Source organism: Amycolatopsis echigonensis, from assembly GCF_002846615.1.
GTDB lineage: Bacteria > Actinomycetota > Actinomycetes > Mycobacteriales > Pseudonocardiaceae > Amycolatopsis > Amycolatopsis echigonensis.
This window is the reverse complement of the sequence record NZ_PJMY01000003.1, coordinates 6,370,433-6,391,322: the sequence shown is the minus strand read 5'-3', so window position 1 is coordinate 6,391,322 and position 20,890 is coordinate 6,370,433. Positions and strand designations below refer to the sequence as shown.

The following is a 20,890-nucleotide window of genomic DNA, read 5'->3' as shown; positions in this document are numbered from 1 at the left end:
CGCAGTCTGCCGCATCCGGCCACCCGTTTTCGCGATTTACCTTGCGCACAATGTAATTGCGCACTACCGTCATGAGGGACAGTGTTGCCAACCGTTTCAAGGAGACAGCGATGCCCAGCCGCGACGCGACCACCCACTGGACCGGCGGACTGCAGAAAGGCAAGGGCGAGGTCACCTTCGACTCGTCGAACCTGGGCACCTACGAGGTGTCCTTCCCGACCCGCGCCGGCGATCCGGACGGGCAGACCAGCCCCGAAGAACTCATCGCCGCCGCGCACTCGAGCTGCCTGGCGATGAACCTGTCGGGCGTGCTGGAATCCCAGAAACTGGAAGCCGAATACATCGACGTCTCCGCCGAAGTAACCCTCGGCCCAGCCGAAGGCGGCGGCTTCGAAATCAGCGGCATCGCCATCACCCTGCGCGCGAAATTGGACGGCGTCACCGCCGACCAATTCGCCGAACTGGCGGAAACCGCGGAAAAGACCTGCCCGGTCTCCAAGGCCCTCTCCGGCACCACCATCACCCTGGACGCCGCCCTGGCCTGACCCGGATCAGCGAGGGGAACTTTGAGGGAATCTGAGTCCCTCAAGGTTCCCCTCACGTACGACCGCCGTCCGAGACGGGAACTTCACCGACTTAGATTCCGCCGAGATTCCTTTCGCGGACCACAATCCCGCCGCACGCACCCCAATGCGCCGTTCAGTGCATCCCGCACACCCAATGCGCCATTGAGTCGCGAAACCGAACCCGCGAACCCCACGCAACCACCCACCCCACCCGCGCACCACGCACCAAACCGCACCCGCGCACCCAACTCACCAGGCACCCACACCACCCCCGCACCCGCGCACCCATCCCACCCAGCACCCACACCACCCCCGCACCCCGATACGAAGCCTCCTCTGCGGTCTGGGGGTGCTTGTCAAGGCATCTTTCCCGCCTTGACAAGCACCCCCAGACCGTCGGCACAATCAGCTTCGGGGTGCCCCACCGCACCACCGACAAGCAATGTCCCCGCCAGGGCGACGAGCCGAACCCCCTCACTCAAGAAAACGCAGCAACATTCCCCTTAACCCACTCCGCAAAAGAAACCCCACCCCGCCCCAACAACTCCTCAACCACCCCAGTAGGCGCCTGCGGCCGCCGCACAGTCGCCTCGAAATTCTCCAGCAACCACGAAGCGACCCCCTCCGGATACCCAGCCCCGACCCACTCCGCGACCTGCTCCTCCGGCGTCAACTCCACAAACGGCACCGGCTTCCCCAGCACCTCCCCGATCACCGAAGCCATCTCCGCGAGCGAAATCCCCTCCGGCCCGCTCAACCCGTAAATCCGTCCCCCATGGCCCTCCGCAACCAGCACCCGCGCCGCCACCGCAGCGATGTCCGCAAGGTCAATCGGCGTCTGAACAGCCCCGGGATAAGCCGACCGGACCTCCCCGCGCTCCCGAATCGACCCGGCCCACCCCAGCGAATTGAGCATAAAAGCCCCCGGCCGCAAAAACGTCCAGTCAAACCCAGCCGCCTCGACAGCCTTCTCCACCGCAGCGAACCCATGGCCGCTCGAAGCCGGATGCGTATCCCCCACACTGGACCCGGACAACGCAACGACCCGCCGAATCCCGGCCTTCTGCGCCAATTCGCAAAACCGCGAAACCGTCCGCGCATAAGGAGCCAAATACACCGCCTCGACCCCGCCCAACGCGGCAGGCAAGGTCGAAGGCTTGGCCAACGACCCGACCACGACCTCGACCCCATCCGGCAACGCCGCCCGCTCCGGATCCACGGTCAAAGCCCGCACCGGCACCCCGCGAGCCACCAGCTCGTCGACCACCAGCCGCCCGACATTGCCGGTCGCACCCGTCACCAGAACCGTCATGCCCCCACCTTCTCGTATGGCGTACGAACACAATGAGCGTACGGCATACGAGAAACCCTCGCCACTGATTCTGGGGAGCGGCCCGCACCGGGCCGTCAGGAGGTGATGGTCGGCAGCTCCGGCGCGGAGACGTCGTAGATCTTCCCCTGCTGCGTCAGCAGCGCGGCCAGCACCTTCGCCTTGCGATCGGTGTTCTCCGCGTTCCCCCACCGCACCGTCTTGCCGTCCGCCAGCGTGAACTCGACACTCGCCGGCGTCTGCGCGGTGACCGTCTTGGTCTGCTTCAGCAACTGCTCCGGCAGCACCCCGAGCACCGCGGTCACCGCGCGGGTGACCGGATCGTCCACCGACACCTTCGGCAATTTCAGCTCCGGCAACCCGGCCGGCCGGGTCTTCACCGTCTTGAACACGACGCCGCCGCCGTCGACCAGGTGCACCCCGTCGCCGCCGGGACCGCTGTCGAAGAAGGCGATCGGGGTCCGTTCGGTCACCGCGATCTCGAGCGTCGTCGGCCACGACCGGGACACGTCGACCGTCGCGACGCCCGGCATCTGGGCCACCCGGTCGCGGATCGCGTCGACATCCGCGCGCAGCATCGGCTGCCCGGGCGGCACCGCGGCGGTCGCGCGGATCTGGTCGACCGACACCGTTTTCGCGCCCTGCACCTCGATCGTCTTGACCGAGAGCAGCGAGCTGAAGAACAGCAGATACCCCAGTGCCGCCAGGGTGACCACGGTCAGCAGGGCCACCCAGCGGCGGCGGATCTCCTGGCCCCGGGTGGGCCGGTTCTTCCGCGCGGCGGCCCGCGCCGCGCGTCCCGAACGCGCGGAGGTGCGGGCGCGCGTGCGCCGGCGTTCCTCCTCGGTCCGCCGCCCCCGTCGTTCCCGGGCCAGGGCAGCACGCTGCTCCTCGCCCGCACGAGGCGCGGGCGGGCGACGGCGCTGCCGGGTCCCGGTCATGCTCGGTCGGCCCTCCGGTCCAGCTCGGCCAGGATCTCCGGGCCCAGCTGCGTAACGTCGCCCGCGCCCATGGTGATCGCGAGGTCGCCCGGCCGGACGAGGTCGGCGACCAGACCGGCGGCCACGTCGAACGCGGGCTGGTAGTGCACCGGAACAGTCACCCGGTCGGCGATCAGCGCGCCGGTCACGCCCGGCACCGGCTCTTCGCGCGCGCCGAACACGTCGAGCACCACGACCTCGTCGGCCAGCGACAACGCCTCGGCGAACTCCGCGGCGAACGTCTGCGTGCGCGAGTACAGGTGCGGCTGGAACACCACGACGACCCGTCCGCTGCCCGCGGCCGTGCGCACCGCGCGCAGCTGCGCGGCCACCTCGGTCGGGTGGTGCGCGTAGTCGTCGTACACCCGGACGTCGCCCGCGCGGCCCTTGAACTCGAACCGGCGGCGCACCCCGCCGAACGCGGCGAGCCCGGCGGCCATGCCGTCCAGCGGCGCACCCAGTTCGAGCCCGGCGAGCAGCGCGGCGATCGCGTTGAGCGCCATGTGCTCCCCCGGCACCGCGACCCGCAGGTCGTGTTCTTCGCCGTCCAGCGCGATCCGCACGACGCCGCCGTCCGGCGCGGGTGTGTAGTCCAGGACGCGGACGTCGCCTTCACCGGTAGCAGCACGGCCGTAGCGACGCACCCGCACGCCAGCCGCAGCCGCCTCGTCGCCGAGCAGGGACGCGCCCTCGTCGTCGGCGCAGACGATCAGCAGCCCGCCCGGCTCGATCTGGCCGACGAAGTCGCTGAACACCTTCACGTACGCCTCGGCGGTGCCGTGGTGGTCGAGGTGATCAGGCTCGACGTTCGTCACCACCGCCACCGACGGCGTGTAGGTGAGGAAGGAACCGTCGCTCTCGTCGGCCTCCGCGACGAACACGCCGCCCTCGCCGTGGTGTGCGTTGGCCCCGGATTCGTTGAGGTCGCCGCCGATCGCGAACGACGGGTCCAGCCGGCAGTTCTGCAGCGCCACGGTGAGCATCGACGTGGTCGAGGTCTTGCCGTGCGTTCCCGCGATGCACGCGACGCGGTGCCCGGCCATCAGCCCGGCCAGCGCCTGCGCGCGGTGCAGCACCGGGATGCCGCGCTCGCGGGCCGCGGCGAGTTCCGGGTTGGTCTCCTTGATCGCGGTGGACACCACGACGGCCGACGGCGGTTCTGCCAGCTCGTCGAGGTTGTCCGCGGTCTGGCCGACGAACAGCGTCGCGCCCTGCGCACGCAGCGAAAGCAGCGCACGCGATTCCTTGGCGTCCGACCCGGACACGGCCGCGCCGCGGGCGAGCAGGATCCGCGCGATGCCGGACATCCCGGCCCCGCCGATCCCGATCAGGTGCGCCCGGCGCAGCTGTGCGGGCAGTTCGGGCGTGTCAGGCACCGGCGGCCTCCAAAACGATGCGGGCGAGGGTCTCGTCGGCTTCGCGGTGGCCGAGCCCGACCGCGGCCGCGCTCATCGCGGCGACCCGGTCGGCGTCGGTCACCAGCGGGATCACCAGCTCGGCGACCTTCTCCGCGGTGAGGTCGGCGTCGGCGACCATCAGCGCCGCGCCGGCGTCGACCGCGGGCTGGGCGTTGACCGCCTGCTCGCCGTTGCCGTGCGGCAGCGGGACGAACACCGCGGGCAGCCCGACCGCGGACACCTCCGCCGCGGTCATCGCGCCGGACCGGCACACCACGACGTCCGCCGCGGCGTAGGCCAGGTCCATCCGCTCCAGGTACGGCACCGGCACGTACGCCGGGCGGCCGGGAAACTCTTGCACCACCAGGGAATTCTTCGGGCCGTGCGCGTGCAGGACGCCGACGCCGGCCTCGGCGAAGTCCTTGGCCGCGCCGGAAACCGCCGAGTTGATCGACGCCGCGCCCTGCGAACCGCCGAACACCAGCAGCGTCGGCGCGTCCGGGTCCAGCTCGAAATGCGCGCGCGCCTCGGCCCGCAGCGCGGCCCGGTCCAGCGACGTGATCGAGCGGCGCAGCGGAATGCCGACCACCTCGGCCTTCGGCAGCGGCGTGCCCGGCACCGCGACCGCGACGCGAGCGGCGAACCGGGCGCCGACCTTGTTGGCCAGCCCGGCCGACTTGTTCGCCTCGTGCACCACGATCGGCGTGCGGCCGCGCGCGGCGAGGTAGGCCGGCAGCGCGACGTAGCCGCCGAAGCCGACCACGACGTCCGCGTGGACCCGGTCCAGCACCTCGCGGGTGCGGCGGACCGCGTCGCGCACCTTCAGCGGCAGCCGGAGCAGCTCCGGCGTCGGCTTGCGCGGCATCGGGACCGGCGGGATCAGCTCCAGCGGGTAGCCGCGTGCGGGCACGAGCTTGTTCTCCAGGCCGCGTTCCGTGCCGAGGGCGATCACCTCGGCGTCCGGGCGCAGCCGCTTCACGGCGTCCGCCAGCGCGAGCGCGGGCTCGATGTGCCCGGCGGTGCCCCCGCCGGCGACCACGACGACCGGCGCCCGGCCCGCGGCCGGCCGCTGCGTTCCCTTGACGGGCTTGCTCACCAATGACCTCTCCGGTTCGCGGTGCTCCGGGCACCGCGGTTCGCTGTAGTCCGCCGCGCCGACCGGCGGCGTTCCTGTGCCGGTGCGGGCCGGGCCGCACGCGGCGCCGGCCGGGCCGCCTTCGTCCCGTTCCCCGCCGCGCGCGTTCCCTTGCGGGCGGACGGCGGGCGGTACGGATCGGGCGCGGGCAGCCGCAGCAGGCGTCCGAATTTACCCGGCCCGTGCGAGCGCAGCGCGGCCACCGCCTCGGGTTCGTGCCGCGCGGCGTTGGCCAGCACACCCATGATGAGCATGGTGATCACGAGCGACGTGCCGCCGTAGGAGATCAGCGGCAGCGTGACGCCGGTGACCGGCAGCAGCCCGACCACGTAGCCGATGTTGATCGCCGCCTGCGCGACGAGGAACACCGTCAGCGTGCCCGCGACGATCCGGATCCACGGGTCGATGTTGCGGGTGGCGATGCGCAGGCCGACCACGGCCACGCCCGCGAACAGCGCCAGCACGACCGCGCAGCCCACGAAGCCCAGTTCCTCGCCGATCAGCGCGAAGATGAAGTCGTTCTGCACGTTCGGCAGGTAGCCCCAGTTCGACGCGCCCTGCCCGAGCCCCTTGCCGAACAGCCCGCCGTCGGCGAGCGCCAGCTTGGCCTGGTTCGCCTGGAACCCCTCGGCCGAGGTGTCCGCGTCCGGCGACAGGAACGACATCACCCGGGCGAGCCGGTAGGGCGCGATGATCGCCAGCACCAGCACGCCGCTCAGGCCGCCGGCGAGGATCACCCCGAAGAGCCGTTTCGGCGCGCCGGCGAACCACAGCAGGCCGAGCAGCACCACCGCGAGCGTGATCGTGCCGCCGAGGTCGGGCTGCAGCATCACGAGCGCGAACATCAGCAGCGCCACCGGCACCACCGGGACCAGCAGATGCCGCCACTGGTGCAGCACGTTGTACTTGATCACCAGGATGTGCGCGCCCCAGAAGGCCAGCGCCACCTTCGCCGCCTCGACCGGCTGGAAGGTGAACACGCCGAGCTTGAACCAGCCCTGCGAGCCGTTCACCGTCGACCCCAGCGGCGTCAGCACCAGCATCAGCAGCCCGAGGCAGATCACCGTGATGGTCGCCGACATCCTGCGGATCCGCTCGAGCCGGACCCGCAGGCCGAGCCAGAACACGATCCCGCCGATCGCGACGAACATCAGGTGCCGGAAGAACAGCGAGTACACGCCGCTGCCGGTTTTCGGGTTGTAGGAGGCCACCGACGACGCCGACAGCACCATCACCGCGCCGATCACGGTGAGGACGCCGGTCAGCGCGAGGACCAGGTGGAACGACGCCAGCGGCCGGGACAGCCAAGCGGTCAGCGCGGTCCGGAGCGCGACGAACGGGCTGTCGTTGCGGACACGGCGCGGCCTGGCCTGCTTCTCGTCAACGACCGTCATCCGCCGCCCCCGCCGCGCCTTCCGCGAGAGCACGCACCGCGGCTTCGAACGCGTCGCCGCGCGCTCCGTAGCCCGAGAACATGTCCAGCGAGGCGGCGGCGGGCGCGAGAAGCACCACGTCACCAGGACGAGCCAGGGCGCTGGCCGCACTCACCGCCGCAGTCATGGGCTCATCGTCACCCGGAAGGAGGCGGTTGACCGGGACATCCGGCGCGTGTCGCGCAAGAGCGGCTTCGATCACGGGGGAATCGGCGCCCAGCAGCACAGCGGCGCGCAGCCGCCCGCCGACCGCGGCGACGAGTTCGTCCACCGATGCGCCCTTGAGCTGCCCGCCGGCGATCCAGACCACGCTTTCGTGCGCGAGCAGCGAGCCGAGCGCGGCGTGCGGGTTGGTGGCCTTCGAGTCGTTGACGTAGCGGACGCCGCCGACCTCGGCGACCTCCACCGCGCGGTGCGGCGCGGGCTCGTAGGCGCGCAGCCCCTTCCGCACCGCCGCCGGCGGCACCCCGTGCGCGCGGGCCAGCGCGGCCGCGGCGAGCGCGTTCGCGAGGTTGTGCGGCCCGGCCGGGCGGACGTCGGCGATCTCGGCCAGTTCCTCGGCGCTCGTGTCCGGGTCGGCACCGAAAGCGCGGTCCACCAGCAGGTCTTCGACCAGGCCCAGCTCTCCGGCGCGCGGGGTGTCGAGCACGAACCCGATCCGCCGGGCGCCGGCCGGGGCGTGTTCCTCGGCGATCCGCGTGGACCACGGGTCGTCGACGTTGTGCACGACGGCGCGCGACCGCTGGTGCACCCGGCCCTTCGCGGCGGCGTACTCCTCCATCGAGCCGTGCCAGTCGAGGTGGTCCTCGGCGAGGTTCAGCACCACCGAGGCGTCCGGCGCGATCGTGGACGACCAGTGCAGCTGGAAACTGGACAGTTCGACGGCCAGCACCTGATGCCCGCCGCGCACCGCGTCGAGCACCGGATAGCCGACGTTGCCGCAGGCCACCGCGTCCGCGCCGGCCGCGCGCAGGATCGACTCCAGCATCCCGACCGTGGTCGTCTTGCCGTTCGTGCCGGTGATCACCAGCCACGCGGGCGGATGCTCGCGCAGCCGGCCGATCCGCCAGGCCAGCTCGACGTCGCCGATCACCTCGATCCCCGCCTCGGCCGCCGCGACCAGCAGCGGAGACGTCGGCCGCCAGCCCGGGCTGGTCACCACGAGCGCGGTGTCCTCCGGCGGTGCGGCGAGGCCGGGCGCCAGCTCGGCGTCCAGGTCGTTCAGCTCGGCGAGCCGGTCGGCGTTGCCGTCGGTGACCGTGACCCGCGCGCCCAGCTCGCGCAGCACGGGAACGACCGATTTCCCGGTGACGCCCGCGCCCGCGACCAGAACGTGTTTGCCGTCCAACTGCAAGGGTCAGCTCCCGAAGTTGAGCTGCTCGCTGTAGAACAGACCGAGCCCGAACATGCAGCAGATCGCCGAGAGCAGCCAGAACCGGATGATCACCGTGGTTTCCGCCCACCCGGCGAGCTCGAAGTGGTGGTGGAAGGGCGCCATCCGGAACAGCCGCCGCCGCGTCGTGCGGAAGACCGCGATCTGCGTGACCACCGAGATCATCTCGACCATGAACAGGCCGCCGATGACGATGGCGAGCAGCTCGGTGCGGGTCGTCATGGACAGCCCGGCGACGAGACCGCCGAGGGCGAGCGACCCGGTGTCGCCCATGAAGATCTTCGCCGGGGCGGCGTTCCACCACAGGAACCCGATGCAGGCCCCGGTGGCCGCGGCCGCGACGACGGCGAGGTCGAGCGGGTCGCGCACGTCGTAGCAGGCCGGGAGCGGCTGGGTCGAGCAGGAAAGCCGGGCCTGCCAGAACGAGATGACCACGTACGTCGCGAGCACCATCGCCGCCGCGCCGCCGGCCAGGCCGTCGAGGCCGTCGGTGAAGTTCACCGCGTTCGACCAGCCGGAGATGACGATGTAGCAGAAGATCACGAACACGACCGACGGGAACGTGATCAGCGCCAGGTCGCGGACGTAGGACAGGCTCTGCGACGCCGGGGTGAGCCCGTGCGAGTCGGCGAACTGCAGCGACAGCACCGCGAAGAGGACGGTGACCACGAGCTGGCCGACCAGCTTCGCGGTCTTGTTCAGCCCGAGGTTGCGCTGCTTGCGGATCTTGATGAAGTCGTCGAGGAAGCCGACCACGCCGAGCCCGACCGCGAGCATCAGCACCAGAAGGCCGGACGCCGACGGCGCCGCCGAACGCGAGTTGCTGATCCAGGTGATCAGGTGCGCGACGAAATAGCCGACGACCATCGCGATGATGATCGCGACGCCGCCCATGGTCGGCGTGCCGCGCTTCGACTTGTGCCCCTGCGGGCCTTCCTCGCGGATCTCCTGGCCGAAGCCCTGCCGCGAGAAAACCCGGATGAGGTAGGGCGTGAGCAGGATCGAGACCAGCAGACCCGCCGCGGCCGCGATCATGATGTTGATCACGCGTGACCACCGTTCGAGCGTTCGGAGGAGGAAGAGTCGGTCCCGGCTTCCGGATCGGCCAGCAGCGCTTCGGCCACCCGCCAGAGACCGGCGGCCTTGGACGCCTTGACCAGCACCACGTCCCCGGGACGGAGCTGATCATGCAGCACGGCGACCGCGGCCTCGACATCGGGTACCAGCACCGACTCCTCGCCCCAGGAACCCTCCTGCAGCGCGCCCTGGTGCATGGCGGACGCGTCCTGGCCGACCACGACGAGCTTCTCGATGTTGAGCCGGACCACGAGCCGCCCGATCGCGTCGTGCGCGGTCACCGAGTCCTCGCCCAGCTCGCCCATCACGCCGAGGACCGCCCAGGCGCGGCGGCCGGAGCGGGTCATCGAGGCCAGCGCCTTCAGCCCGGCCCGGACCGATTCGGGGTTGGCGTTGTACGAGTCGTTGAGGATCGTGACGCCGTCCGCGCGGGTGACGACCTCCATCCGGCGCTCCGAGCGCCGCTGCAGCGACGAAAGCCGCTGCGCGATTTCCTCGGTGCTCGCGCCCAGTTCGCGCGCGATGGCGGCGGCCGACAGCGCGTTGCCGACGTGGTGCTCGCCGTGCAACGGCAGCGTCACCGGGGCCTCGCCCTCGGGCGTGATCAGCCGGAACGACGGCCGGGCCTGTTCGTCGACCGTGATGTCGGCGGCCCGGACCTGCGCCCCGGCCGACTCCCCCACGCCCACAATGCGAGCCTTCGTGCGGCTCGCCATGGCGGCGACCAGCGGATCGTCGACGTTCAGCACCGCCAGGCCGTCTTCCGGCAGCGCCTCGACCAGTTCGCCCTTGGCCTTCGCGATGCCCTCGCGCGAGCCGAACTCGCCGACGTGCGCGCTGCCGACGTTGAGCACCGCGCCGATCCGCGGCGGCGTCGTCTCGGCGGCCGCGGCGATGTGCCCGATCCCGCGCGCGGACATCTCCAGCACGAGGAACTTGGTCGACGCGTCGGCGCGCAGCGCGGTCCACGGGTGGCCGAGCTCGCTGTTGAACGACCCGGGCGGCGCGACCGTCGGGCCCATCGGCTCGACCAGCTGCGCGATGACGTCCTTGGTCGAGGTCTTGCCGGACGAGCCGGTGACGCCGATGACGGTCAGCCCGCCCGCGGCCAGCCGGTCGACGACGTGCCGGGCCAGCTTGGCGAGCGCCGCCAGCACGGCGGCGCCGGCGCCGTCGGTGTCGCCGGTCAGCGCGACCGACCCGGCGTTGCCCTGCCCCGGCGGCAGCGGCGGCACGACGATCGCCGGTGCGTCGACCTCGCGCGCGGCCAGCACGCCGACCGCGCCGGCCTCGACCGCTTGCGCGGCGAAATCGTGCCCGTCGACGCGTTGGCCGGGCAGGGCGAGGAACAGCCCGCCGGGACCGAGCTCGCGGGTGTCGAATTCGACGCTCCCGGTCACGACAGCGGATCCGTCCGTGCGGTGCAGCCTGCCGCCGACGACGTCGGCGATCTCGGCCAGGCTCAGCTCGATCACGCGGTCACCTCGAGACGCTTGCGGATGGCGGCCTCCAGTTCGTCCCGGTCGGAGAACGGGTGCACGACACCCTGGACCTCCTGGCCGGTCTCGTGGCCCTTGCCTGCGATCAGGACGATGTCCCCCGCCCGGGCGAGCGACACCGCGTGCGCGATCGCCTCGCGCCGGTCGCCGATCTCCAGCACCTCGCCGCCCGCCGCGGGCCCGACGGCGCGGGCCCCGGCCAGCATCGCGGCGCGGATCGCGGCCGGATCCTCCGAACGCGGGTTGTCGTCGGTCACGATCAGCACGTCGCTGCGGCGGACCGCGGCCTCGCCCATCATCGGGCGCTTCGCGGTGTCGCGGTCGCCGCCGCAGCCGAGCACGGTGATGATGCGGCCTTCGGTGCGGGCGCGCAGGGCGTCGAGGCCCTGGGCCACCGCGGCCGGTTTGTGCGCGTAGTCGACCACCGCGGTGAAGTCCTGGCCGAGGTACACCCGCTCCATGCGGCCCGGCACCTCCACCGCGGCGAGCCCGGCGACGATGTCGTCGGCGTCGATGCCCGCGCTGTCCAGGATCGCCGCGGCGAGCACCGCGTTGGCGACGTTGAACGTGCCGGGCAGCGGGATCTTCGCGGCGCGGGTGAGCCCGTCCGGCCCGAGCAGCGTGAAGGTCTGCTCCCCGGCCGGGGTCGCCTCGATGTCGGCGGCCCGCCACAGGGCGTCGGCCCCGGCTTCGATCGAGACGGTCACCGTCTGCGGAGTGAGCAGCGCCTGTCCCCACGCGCTGTCGACCACGACGACCTCGGTGGTCGACCGGCCGTCGAACAGCAGGGACTTGGCGGCGAAGTACTCCTCCATGTCCTTGTGGAAGTCGAGGTGGTCCTGCGACAGGTTGGTGAACGCGCCCACCGCGAACCGGGTGCCGTTGACCCGGCCGAGCGCCAGCGCGTGGCTGGACACCTCCATCGGCACGTGCGTGACGCCGCGCTCCAGCATCACCGCGAGCAGCGCCTGCAGGTCCGGGGCCTCCGGCGTGGTGAACCCGCTGGCGAGGCGCTCGCCGGCGATCCGGGTCTCGACCGTGCCGATCAGGCCGGTGGTGCGCCCGGCGGCGCGCAGGCCCGAGTCGACCAGATAGGAGGTGGTGGTCTTGCCGGAGGTGCCGGTGACGCCGAGCACGGACAGGTTCAGCGACGGCTCTCCGTAGATCCACGCGGCGATCTCGCCGAGCGCGGCGCGCGGGTCCGGGTGCACGAGGACCGGCACCTGCGCGTCGCGCAGCGCGGGCCGGTCGGCTCCGCTCGGGTCGGTCAGGACGGCCGCGGCGCCGGCGGCGAGCGCCTGCTCGCTGAAGTCGGCTCCGTGCGCGCGGGCTCCGGGGAGGCCGGCGAACAGGTCACCCGGAAGCACGTGCTGCGCACGCAGCGTGGTGCCGGTGACGGTGAGGTCGGCGGCCTCGGGGCGGTCGGCGATGAGCCGGGCTCCCGCACGGGCGAGCAGAGTGGCCAGCGGGACCGGGTCGATCCGGGCCGGGCGGGGCGGCGCGGCGGCCGCCTTGGCCGGGCTGTCCGGCAGCGACGCGGCAGCGGGCCCGCTTCGGGGCTGGGACGAGGACACGGACACGCGGGAGAGGTTACCGAGGCCGGATCCGGGTGACCCAACGCGGTACGGCGAACGCGCGCGACCGCCGCGGATATGGTAGGCGGCGCGGTCAAGATCGTTGCGGCGCAACCCTTTCCCCGGCGGCGCACCGGCCCGTGTGGACGAAGAACCGGCCGGACCCCGGTCCTGCCCTGGCTCAGTCCCTTTACGGCCACCGGCGACGGGCCGCCGGACCGCGGAATCCGGTACCGCTGCGACAGGTGCGACGCGGCCGAGTGGAACAGCGGACCAGCGGAATGCCCGGCAGGCAGCGAAGACACCGCAGCGGCGTGGCGAGCTGGACGAGGACACCGGCACACGGAAAGCCACGACCTGTGCTGGTTGTCGCACCCGCCGCGAACACGCTGCCAGAGCGAGGCTTTCGAGGTTCAGTCGCGTGTGGACTCAAAGCGCGGCCGCCATCGCCTTCTTCGGGACGCGACTTCAAGAGATCAAAAGGACTTTGACCTCCTCCGCGATGGGCTCGGCCGTGATCATCCAGAAGGAAGCGGCCACGCCGGACGAGACGTCCGGCTGCCGGGTCCGGCAATGCCGAGGCGGACCGAGCCGCCGCACAGGGGCCGCCCCAGAACCGTTCGCCGCGCCCCCGGCCCCATTCGCTCCTGCCTCGCTTCGGCCGCCCGCTCAGTTCGCAGGCCCGCCGATCCGCGCCGTTGTGGAGTCATCCCGGGACGGAGGGCCGAAGAAAACCGCGCGGCCCACCGCCCCGGTGCTCGACCGAAGAATCAGCGCGTCAACTCAGGAAATCCCACCGGATCCACACATTCGACGGGCCGCCCCACAGATTCCCGTTGGCCCACGTCAAGTCGGGACCACCGGAACGAAATACGTCGAACTTCTGGCCTCTATTGACCTGCCCCAGTGCCGGACAGGTCTCCGGACAGGCCCGGTATCGAACACCGTCGGCATTGACCGTGACAGTGCTGAGAAGCGCCGCCAGACCCGACGGTTTCGCCTGCGAGCCCGCCGCCGGTCGCGACCGCTCAGCGCCCGTCGCTGCTCCGCCGCCGAAAACCGTGGTCAACGCCACCGCTGCGACAGTCGCCGCCAGCACACCCGTCTTTACCCTCATCGCACCCTCTCAAGAAATAGATTTCACCCCATCGCCAATACCCATTCACAATGCGGCACCAGAACCGCAGGAGAAACATCGAATCCGTGCCACGAAATTTATTCGCAGGCGCGACCCGTCCTGCAATCAGCACTGACAAGGGGAATTTTCTCGATTCCCACCCTAGCGATCATGAGATTTCGCGGACAAGCACATACCTCGGCATTCCCTCATATATCGCAACCAGGACACAGCGGACAGTGACCGGAATGGAGGTTTCTCGCGCAGACGAGTGATCATCCCGCACGGGGACAGAGGAGACCGTGAACTTCTCGCTGCGAGTGGCGCGCCAGCGCCAGGCAGCAAGCCGATGTCCCGGACGGTTCGTCCGGGACATCGGCTCAGCTCAGCAGCTGCCCGGAAGCACCGGGCCAACCGGCCAGGTCAGGGCAGGACCAGCGGGACGATCGGGGCCGGGCCGTCCGAAAGCGGGATCTGGTACCGCTGGCTCAGGTACGACGCGATGGAGTGGAACAGCGGACCCGCCGAGTGCCCGAATCCCGACGGCAGCGTGGTGTCCGGCGCGTCGAGCCGGATGCCGACGACGAACCGCGGGTGGTCGGCGGGCAGGATGCCGGCGAAGGTGATGTTCGCCAGGCTCGAGCTGTACGCCTTCGTGCGCGGGTCGATCTGCTGGCCGGTACCGGTCTTGCCGGAGATCTGGTAGCCCTCCAGAGCAGCCGAGGGCGCGGTGCCCGCGTTCGGGCTCTTGGCGTTCTGCACCACCGAGCGCAGCATGTCCCGCACCGTCTTCGCGGTTTCCGGGCTCACCACTTGCTCGGTCTTCGGCGGTGCTTCCGGCGTCACGGTGCCGTCCGGGTTCTTCTTCGCCTTCACGATCCTCGGTTCGACGCGCAGGCCGTCGTTCGCGATCGCCTGGTACATCCCGGCCATCTGCACCACGGTCATCGAAAGGCCCTGCCCGATCGGCAGGTTGCCGAACGTGGACGCGGACCAGTCCTTGCGCGGCGGCACGTAGCCGGAGCTCTCGCCGGGGAGGCCGATGCCGGTCTTCTGCCCGATGCCGAACTTCTTCAGCAGTTCGAGATAGCGGTCCGGGCCGACCTGCTGGGCGAGTTCCAGCGTGCCGACGTTGGAGGACTTCGCGAACACGCCGGTCGTGGTGAACGTCTGCGTGCCGTGCGGCCACGCGTCGTGCACCGTCCGGTCGGCGATCTTGATCGAGCCCGGCACCTCGAGCGTCGAGGTCGGCGTGGCGATCTTGTCGTCGATCGCCGCGGTCGCGGTGATCACCTTGTTCACCGAACCGGGTTCGTAGGGCGTGGTGACCGGCCGGTTGTTGAGCAGGTCCGGCTGGATCGTGGACGGGTCGTTCGGGTTGAACGTGCTGGCGTCGGCCAGCGCGTACACCTCGGCCGTCTTCGCGTCCATGATGACCGCCTGGCCGCCCTTGGCGTTCGCCTTCGAGACGTAGTCGCTCAGCTGGCGCTGCAGTTCGAACTGCAGGTCGGAATCTATGGTCAGCTGGAGATCGGAGCCCGGGACGGCGGCGGTGAGCACGTGCTCGGTGCCCGGCAGGTACAGGTTGTCGTTGCCGTTCTGGGTGTTCACGATCTCGCGGCCGGGCGTGCCCGCCAGGTCCGCGTCGCGCGATTTCTCCAGCCCGATCACGCCGTGCAGATTGTGCTTCGACACGTCGGGGTCGTCCATCCGCCAGTTCGCCAGGCCGACGATGTTCGAAGCGAGCGTGTCGCCCGGGTACTCGCGCTTGGCGCGCTTCTCCACGCTGATCCACGCGTACTTCTTGACGATCTGGTCGGCCACCGAAGGCTCGACGTTGTCGACGAGGTAGGTGAAGGACTGCTGTTTGTGCAGCAGCGCGAGCTGTTCCGCCTCGGTGGTCAGGTGCGGGAGCTTCTGCGCGATCAGCTTCGCCGCGCCGGCGACCTCGGTTTCGAAGTTGCGGCCCTTGTCCGGGTACTTCTTCGCGTACTCGTCCATCGACTTGTGCAGCGCGCGGAGGTTCACCGACAGCGTGCGGGTTTCGACGCTGAACGCCAGCTTCGCCCCGTTGCGGTCCACAATGGATCCGCGCTGCGCCGGGATGTCGATGGTGAGGGTGCGCTGCCGTTCGGCCGCCGCGGAGAGCGTGGGGGCCTCGAACCACTGCACCTGCACCAGTTTCGCGCCCGCCACCACCATCAGCACGACGAGCATGATGCGCACCGCGGAAAACCGGCTGCGCTGTCCGCCGTTGCCCCGTTTCGCGACCGCGCGGCGGGTGCCCGCGGCGTAGGTCCGCCGCGCGCTGCCCGCCGCCCGGGAACGGCTGTTGCCGCCTGCCGCCATCACTGCCCTCCCGCGGTCCCCGCCGGCGTGCCCGACAGGTCGCCTTCGATGCCGCCCTCCGAAGGAGCGGCCGGCTGCGCCGGGGGCGTGGCCGCGTCCTGCTCGTCCGGCTGGGCCTTCTTCGGTTCGCCGACGACGGTCGTCTTGCCGTCCTTGCCGACGACGATGCGCGCCGGGTCGCCGCCGGGCACCATGCCCAGCTGCTTGGCCGCGGGCGCGAGAGACGCCGGGGACTGGGCCTTCGCGACCTCGCGCTCCAGCCGGTCCTTGGTCTCCATGAGCGAAGCGCTGTCCGTGCGCAGCTTTTCGAGCCGGTACGAATCGGCGATCGCCTGCGTGGTGAACCACAGCGTCGCGGCGACCCCGACCGCCAGCAGCCCCATCATCACGAGCACGAACGACGCCCGCGATCGCGGCCAGCGCAGCTTGAACGGCGTGCGCACGGTCTTCGTCTCGACGGTTTCCGGTTCCGCGACAGGCTTTTTCGGCGCGCGCTGGCGCAGCAGGTCGGCCCGCTGCGCCCGCCGGGCGTATGCGCGCTCCGCTGCTGTCGTGCGCCGCCGCGCCGGGGCTTCCGTCTCGGTGACGGTGTTCCGCGGTGCCCGCTCCGCAGCGGTCGACGACGAGCGGCGGGACTTCGTAGGCGCGGTCATCGCGGCTCTCCGATCCGTTGTGCTGCGCGCAGCCGCACCGAGGCGGCCCGCGGGTTCTGCTCGATCTCGCTCTCGCCGGCCTTCTCCGCTCCCCGGGTGAGAAGCTTCAGTTCCGGCCCGTGCCCGGGCAGCTCGACCGGAAGGCCTTCCGGCGTCCGGGATTTCGCCCGTTCCGCGAGCGCCTGCTTGACCAGCCGGTCCTCGAGGGACTGATAGGACTCGACGACGATCCGGCCGTCCATCGCCAGCGTGCCCAGCGCCGCGGGCAGCGCCCGGCGCAGCACTTCCAGCTCGCCGTTGACCTCGATCCGCAACGCCTGGAAGGTGCGCTTCGCCGGATGCCCTCCGGTGCGCCTGCTCGCCGCCGGAACCGCGGAGTAGAGCAGTTCCACCAGCCGGCCGCTGCGGGTGAACGGCTCCTTCTCCCGTTCCGCCACCACGGCGCGGACGATCCGCTGCGCGAAGCGTTCCTCGCCGTAGTCGCGCAGGATCCGGATCAGCTCGCCGGGCGCGTAGGTGTTGAGCACGTCGGCCGCGGTGAACCCGGTGGTCGGGTCCATCCGCATGTCCAGCGGCGCGTCCTGCGAATAGGCGAAACCGCGTTCGGTGCGGTCGAGCTGCATCGACGAGACCCCGAGGTCGAACAGGATTCCGTCCACTGTAGACAGACCCAGTCCGGACACCGCCTCGGGAAGTCCGTCGTAGACAGTGTGGACCAGGTCGACGCGGTCGCCGTGCCGCGCGAGCCGCTCCGCGGAGCGCTCGAGCGCGGCGGGATCGCGGTCCAGCCCGATCAGCCGGAGCCGGGGAAACGCGGCGAGCAGCGCGTCGGAGTGGCCGCCGAGGCCGACGGTCGCGTCGACCAGGACGGCGTCGCGGTCGGCCAGCGCGGGGGCGAACAGCTCGACGATGCGGTCCAGCAGCACCGGAACGTGCTCGGCTGCGTCCGACATGTCTTCCCCCTTTCTGCCGCGTGCGTACCGGGGAAGATGCGGCGGATGCCGTCAGGTCCCTGCCCGCCCGCTTGCTGACCTGGCACCGGGGAAGGTGCGCCAGGGTCAAAGAGCGGACAGAGGCCTCACGGCATCCGCGTCGAACGGCGTACCCGCGTCCCCCGACGACGCAGGTCCGCCCGGGGCGCCTCCTAGAAGACGCCCGGCAGTACTTCCTCCCGAGCCTGTGCGTAGCTGTCCTCGTGTTCGTCCAGGTAGCCCTGCCACGCCTGGGCGTCCCAGATCTCGAGCCGGGTGATCGCGCCGATCACCACGCACTCCTTGTTGAGCCCCGCGTACCGGCGCAGCTCCGGCGCGATGGCTACGCGCCCTTGCCCGTCCGGACGTTGCTCGTCGGTCCCGGCGAACAGGTAGCGCTGGTAGGCCCGCACCGCCTCGTTCGTGAACGGGGCTTCGGCGACCTTCCTGGCCATCTGCTCGAACTCGGCACGGGGGAAGACGAAGAGGCAGTGGTCCTGCCCCTTGGTGACCATCAGCCCGCCGGCCAAGGCTTCGCGGAACTTCGCGGGCAGCGTGAGCCGCCCTTTGTCGTCCAGCTTCGGGGTGTGGGTGCCGAGGAACACCGGCCTCCACCTCCCTACCGGATCCGGTTGGCTCCCCGCCCGGTTCCGGCTCGGGGGCTCCCTTCCGCCCCACTGAGCACCACCGTACCCCACTTTTCACCACAGTCAACGAGTCCCGCAGGCGTGCCACTCCGTCGGGTGGCGCGTTTGCGCAGGTCACGGAGGTGGGTCCAGGTGGGGGGCGGGTGGGGGGACCGTGGCGAAGATCCCCCGCACCGGGGTTTCTCGCAACCTCGGACGGCCTGAAACGTCCGTGTTTCTCCCGGTGCGGGACCGGTGGTGGGGGTTGGTGGGGGAACCGGTGGGGGCTGGTGGGGCGGCAGGTGGAGCGGGGTGGGGAGGCGCGGTCAGGCCCGGTGGAGAGCGCTGCGGGGAGCCGACACCACACCCTGGAGGCGCGCGGTGGGTCTTGGTGGGGGCCGGTGCGTCAAGCCCGGTGGGGTGCCGTGGGGCTGGCCGGGTGGGGCTCGGTGGGGAGAGCCGGGATCCGGCACGGTCCAGTCCCGAGCGCGAGGGTCAGCGGGGTACCAGCTCCATGACCCGCTCAGCCAGCCGAGAGCTGTCCACAGGCGACACCGTCACCCACTCCTGCCCGCCACGCCCCGGCGAGCACACCGCCGAATAGGCCCCGGCGTCCGTGTCGAACCACGTCAGCCCGCCCGCTCTGGCCAGTTTGCCCGCCCGGTCGCGGACGTGGACGGTGAACTGGCCCGCCGCGTACACCGGCCGGGACTGAATCGCCCGCAGCTCCTCCCCCTGCGCGCCGCCGGGCGCCTCCCCCGTCGCGGGCAGCCGGACGCCGTAGCCGGGACCGGCCGACAGTTCGGGCAGCACGTCCACAATCGCCGAGGCCAATTCGCTTTCCCTGATGTCGCGCACGCCGATCGTCCGCGCCGGCTGCACGGCCAGCACCGCGTTCCGTCCCTGAAGCGCGGCGACCGCGCGGAACGGTTCTTCGGCGGTCATGTCGGCGAGCGCCTCGCACTCGACATACCCTTCCGCCGACGCCAGCACACGCAGGCTGTTCTCCAGAGCGGCGTCGAGGCGGCCGTCGAAGAGGCCGCGTTCGCCCAGGTTCCGGTAGACCTCCGCGCGGATCGCGGACCGGTCGGCGTCGGTCTCCCCCACGCTGCGCACCGCGAGCGGCGCGGGCGGGGCGGCGAGGCCGAGGTCGGCCCAGACGATGTCGAACGCGGACGCCGACAGGCTGATCAAGCCGGCCCCGCGCCGAGCGGCGGGACCGCGGGGAACTCGCCTTCGGGCAGGAGCCCGCGCAACGCCGTGTCGCGGGTGCGCAGGACGTCGATCGCCTTCTGCCGCGCGGCCTCGGCTTCGGCGCGCCGTTCGTCCATCGCGGACGACAGCCGGGCCAGCTGCACCATGTTGCCGCTCGCGGCGGCGGAACGGATCATCGCCGCCGGGTCGAAGTCCACCGGCGCGGGCATGTCCGCGCGCGCCCGGGCGGCGACCTCGGCCTGTCTCTGCACGGCCTCGCCGACTTTCGCCGACACCACCGAGGTTTCGGCGAGCCAGCCGGACGCTTTGCCGAGCACCGCCCGCATCGCGTCGCCCGCGTCGCCCTGCCAGGTTTCCTCGCTGCCTGCGGACAGCGCGACGAGCCCGCCGATCGAGTCTTCGAGCCGCTGGGACAGCCCGGCCCACCGCGTGCCCGACTCGCCGGCCGCGGCCGGGTCGTTGCCGTCGACCGCCTGCGCGGCCAGCGCCGCGTGGCTGAACGCTTCGTACCGGGCCGTCGGCTCGGGAACGGCCGGGGTGTCGGTCACGACTTTCCTCCTCGCACGGGGTTCACGGCAGCTTCGGCTCGACCAGTCCGGCCACGTCGCCCGCCCGCGAGCAGGCGAGCGCGGAGTCGGCGAAGTTCGCGTTGTTCACGTCGATCTGGACGCTCTGCCCGCCGCCGACGTCGAGCAGCACGGCGCAGGTGCCGCGGCGGCCGGACACCTGCACCGCCTGGTGCGAGCCGACGTCTTTTTTGGTGCGCTTGCCGTCGGAGAGGTCGAGGTTGGCCAGGCCGTTGGTTTCGTCGAGGGTGACGGTGACGCCGAAGGCCGAGGGCACCGTCCAGTCGCAGGCGCGTGCTTCGCCGATCGTCTTCGGCTTGCCCGGCACAGTGAGCCCGGCCGAGGACCGGTCCTGCGGCGAGAGGAGCGTGCACGGGTCGAGCTTGGCCAGCGAAGGAGCGGAGGACGTCGGAGCCGGCGGGCCTCCGTCCGCGGGCGCGGCGTGCGAGATGCCGGGCATCCGGCCGCACGACACCGGCGCGACGAGCACTGCGAGTCCGGCAAGGGAAAGGAGCGCGGCGCGCGCCGCGGAACGGTCAGCCACCGGTGCAGTCCACGCCCTCGGCGGCTTGCGCGTCCTGGTCGCGGTATTTCTCCAGCGCCCCGCCGATGCGCGTCTTCAGCCCGGCGATTTCCTTCCCGAACGCGGTGAGCTGGTCGACCGCCGACCCGTCGCGGCCGAGGCCGTACTTCGCCATGAACGCGCCGACCTCGCCGGCGTACCCGCCGCCGAGCGGCACCGACCGGCCGAGCACCGCGGCCTCCCGCACCATCTCGCCGACGGCGTCCTGCAGCTCGCCGAGCTTCGCGTACGTCGCGGACGCCAGTTCGGGCGTGACCGCGAACCGGCCGCCGGACAGTCCCGGGACCCCGGCTTTCCGTTCCGCCTCGGCCTCGCTCATGCGCGGGATGCACCTCTTCCGACGTCGAACCGTGGTCGGGCGACTTCGTTTCGGAGCATACGACAGTGCATACGGTCAGCGGGATCACCTGAAAATGCCTCATAATC

Annotated in this window: 18 protein-coding genes; 1 reads left to right on the top strand and 17 read right to left on the bottom strand. The window is 71.3% G+C overall.

Going from position 1 to position 20,890, the window contains the following annotated elements:
* Positions 1-110 precede the first annotated feature (110 nt).
* The gene (locus ATK30_RS35290) at positions 111-545 is read left to right on the top strand and encodes an OsmC family peroxiredoxin (RefSeq protein WP_101439103.1); all 435 of its coding nucleotides are present in this window, start codon (positions 111-113) and stop codon (positions 543-545) included.
* A 499-nt stretch (positions 546-1,044) separates the two neighbouring features.
* Here ATK30_RS35290 and ATK30_RS35285 read toward each other — a convergent pair whose 3' ends face one another.
* The 17 genes from ATK30_RS35285 to ATK30_RS35200 all read right to left on the bottom strand — a co-directional run bounded on the left by ATK30_RS35285 (position 1,045) and on the right by ATK30_RS35200 (position 20,783).
* On the bottom strand, positions 1,045-1,878 hold the full coding sequence (locus ATK30_RS35285) for an NAD(P)H-binding protein (protein ID WP_101439102.1): 834 nt from the start codon (positions 1,876-1,878) through the stop codon (positions 1,045-1,047).
* Positions 1,879-1,973: 95 nt separating this feature from the next.
* A complete protein-coding gene (locus ATK30_RS35280) occupies positions 1,974-2,837 on the bottom strand; it encodes a cell division protein FtsQ/DivIB (protein WP_101439101.1) in 864 nt (287 codons plus the stop codon).
* Positions 2,834-4,252: a UDP-N-acetylmuramate--L-alanine ligase gene (gene murC, locus ATK30_RS35275; RefSeq protein ID WP_101439100.1), complete on the bottom strand. Its 1,419-nt coding sequence runs from the start codon at positions 4,250-4,252 to the stop codon at positions 2,834-2,836. Before murC ends, ATK30_RS35280 begins: the two co-directional genes overlap by 4 nt.
* The gene (murG, locus tag ATK30_RS35270; protein WP_101439099.1) at positions 4,245-5,369 is read right to left on the bottom strand and encodes an undecaprenyldiphospho-muramoylpentapeptide beta-N-acetylglucosaminyltransferase; all 1,125 of its coding nucleotides are present in this window, start codon (positions 5,367-5,369) and stop codon (positions 4,245-4,247) included. Before murG ends, murC begins: the two co-directional genes overlap by 8 nt.
* On the bottom strand, positions 5,366-6,802 hold the full coding sequence (ftsW, locus tag ATK30_RS35265; RefSeq protein ID WP_101441230.1) for a putative lipid II flippase FtsW: 1,437 nt from the start codon (positions 6,800-6,802) through the stop codon (positions 5,366-5,368). Before ftsW ends, murG begins: the two co-directional genes overlap by 4 nt.
* Positions 6,789-8,195 carry a UDP-N-acetylmuramoyl-L-alanine--D-glutamate ligase gene (gene murD / locus ATK30_RS35260; RefSeq protein ID WP_101439098.1) on the bottom strand — a complete coding sequence of 469 codons (1,407 nt, stop codon included), beginning with the start codon at positions 8,193-8,195 and terminating at the stop codon, positions 6,789-6,791. The genes ftsW and murD overlap by 14 nt, the downstream gene beginning before the upstream one ends.
* 3 nt (positions 8,196-8,198) lie before the next feature.
* Complete coding sequence (mraY, locus tag ATK30_RS35255; protein WP_101439097.1) at positions 8,199-9,281, bottom strand: phospho-N-acetylmuramoyl-pentapeptide-transferase; 1,083 nt, start codon at positions 9,279-9,281, stop codon at positions 8,199-8,201.
* On the bottom strand, positions 9,278-10,786 hold the full coding sequence (locus tag ATK30_RS35250; RefSeq protein ID WP_101439096.1) for a UDP-N-acetylmuramoyl-tripeptide--D-alanyl-D-alanine ligase: 1,509 nt from the start codon (positions 10,784-10,786) through the stop codon (positions 9,278-9,280). The genes mraY and ATK30_RS35250 overlap by 4 nt, the downstream gene beginning before the upstream one ends.
* Complete coding sequence (locus ATK30_RS35245; RefSeq protein ID WP_101441228.1) at positions 10,783-12,342, bottom strand: UDP-N-acetylmuramoyl-L-alanyl-D-glutamate--2,6-diaminopimelate ligase; 1,560 nt, start codon at positions 12,340-12,342, stop codon at positions 10,783-10,785. Before ATK30_RS35245 ends, ATK30_RS35250 begins: the two co-directional genes overlap by 4 nt.
* A 1,582-nt stretch (positions 12,343-13,924) precedes the next feature.
* A complete protein-coding gene (locus ATK30_RS35235; RefSeq protein ID WP_101439095.1) occupies positions 13,925-15,850 on the bottom strand; it encodes a peptidoglycan D,D-transpeptidase FtsI family protein in 1,926 nt (641 codons plus the stop codon).
* Positions 15,850-16,503, bottom strand: a complete 654-nt coding sequence (gene ftsL / locus ATK30_RS35230; protein WP_101439094.1) for a cell division protein FtsL — start codon at positions 16,501-16,503, stop codon at positions 15,850-15,852. Before ftsL ends, ATK30_RS35235 begins: the two co-directional genes overlap by 1 nt.
* A complete protein-coding gene (gene rsmH / locus ATK30_RS35225) occupies positions 16,500-17,456 on the bottom strand; it encodes a 16S rRNA (cytosine(1402)-N(4))-methyltransferase RsmH (RefSeq protein ID WP_101439093.1) in 957 nt (318 codons plus the stop codon). Before rsmH ends, ftsL begins: the two co-directional genes overlap by 4 nt.
* A 191-nt stretch (positions 17,457-17,647) precedes the next feature.
* A complete protein-coding gene (gene mraZ, locus ATK30_RS35220) occupies positions 17,648-18,079 on the bottom strand; it encodes a division/cell wall cluster transcriptional repressor MraZ (protein ID WP_009080393.1) in 432 nt (143 codons plus the stop codon).
* Between the two features lie 516 nt (positions 18,080-18,595).
* Positions 18,596-19,294: an ESX secretion-associated protein EspG gene (locus tag ATK30_RS35215; RefSeq protein WP_101439092.1), complete on the bottom strand. Its 699-nt coding sequence runs from the start codon at positions 19,292-19,294 to the stop codon at positions 18,596-18,598.
* Positions 19,291-19,863, bottom strand: coding sequence for a PPE domain-containing protein (locus ATK30_RS35210; protein ID WP_101439091.1), 573 nt, complete (start codon positions 19,861-19,863; stop codon positions 19,291-19,293). Before ATK30_RS35210 ends, ATK30_RS35215 begins: the two co-directional genes overlap by 4 nt.
* Before the next feature lie 22 nt (positions 19,864-19,885).
* Positions 19,886-20,425 (bottom strand): DUF3558 domain-containing protein, encoded by a 540-nt coding sequence (locus tag ATK30_RS35205; protein ID WP_101439090.1) that lies wholly within the window; start codon positions 20,423-20,425, stop codon positions 19,886-19,888.
* Positions 20,418-20,783: a hypothetical protein gene (locus ATK30_RS35200; RefSeq protein ID WP_101439089.1), complete on the bottom strand. Its 366-nt coding sequence runs from the start codon at positions 20,781-20,783 to the stop codon at positions 20,418-20,420. The genes ATK30_RS35205 and ATK30_RS35200 overlap by 8 nt, the downstream gene beginning before the upstream one ends.
* Between the last annotated feature and the right edge of the window lie 107 nt (positions 20,784-20,890).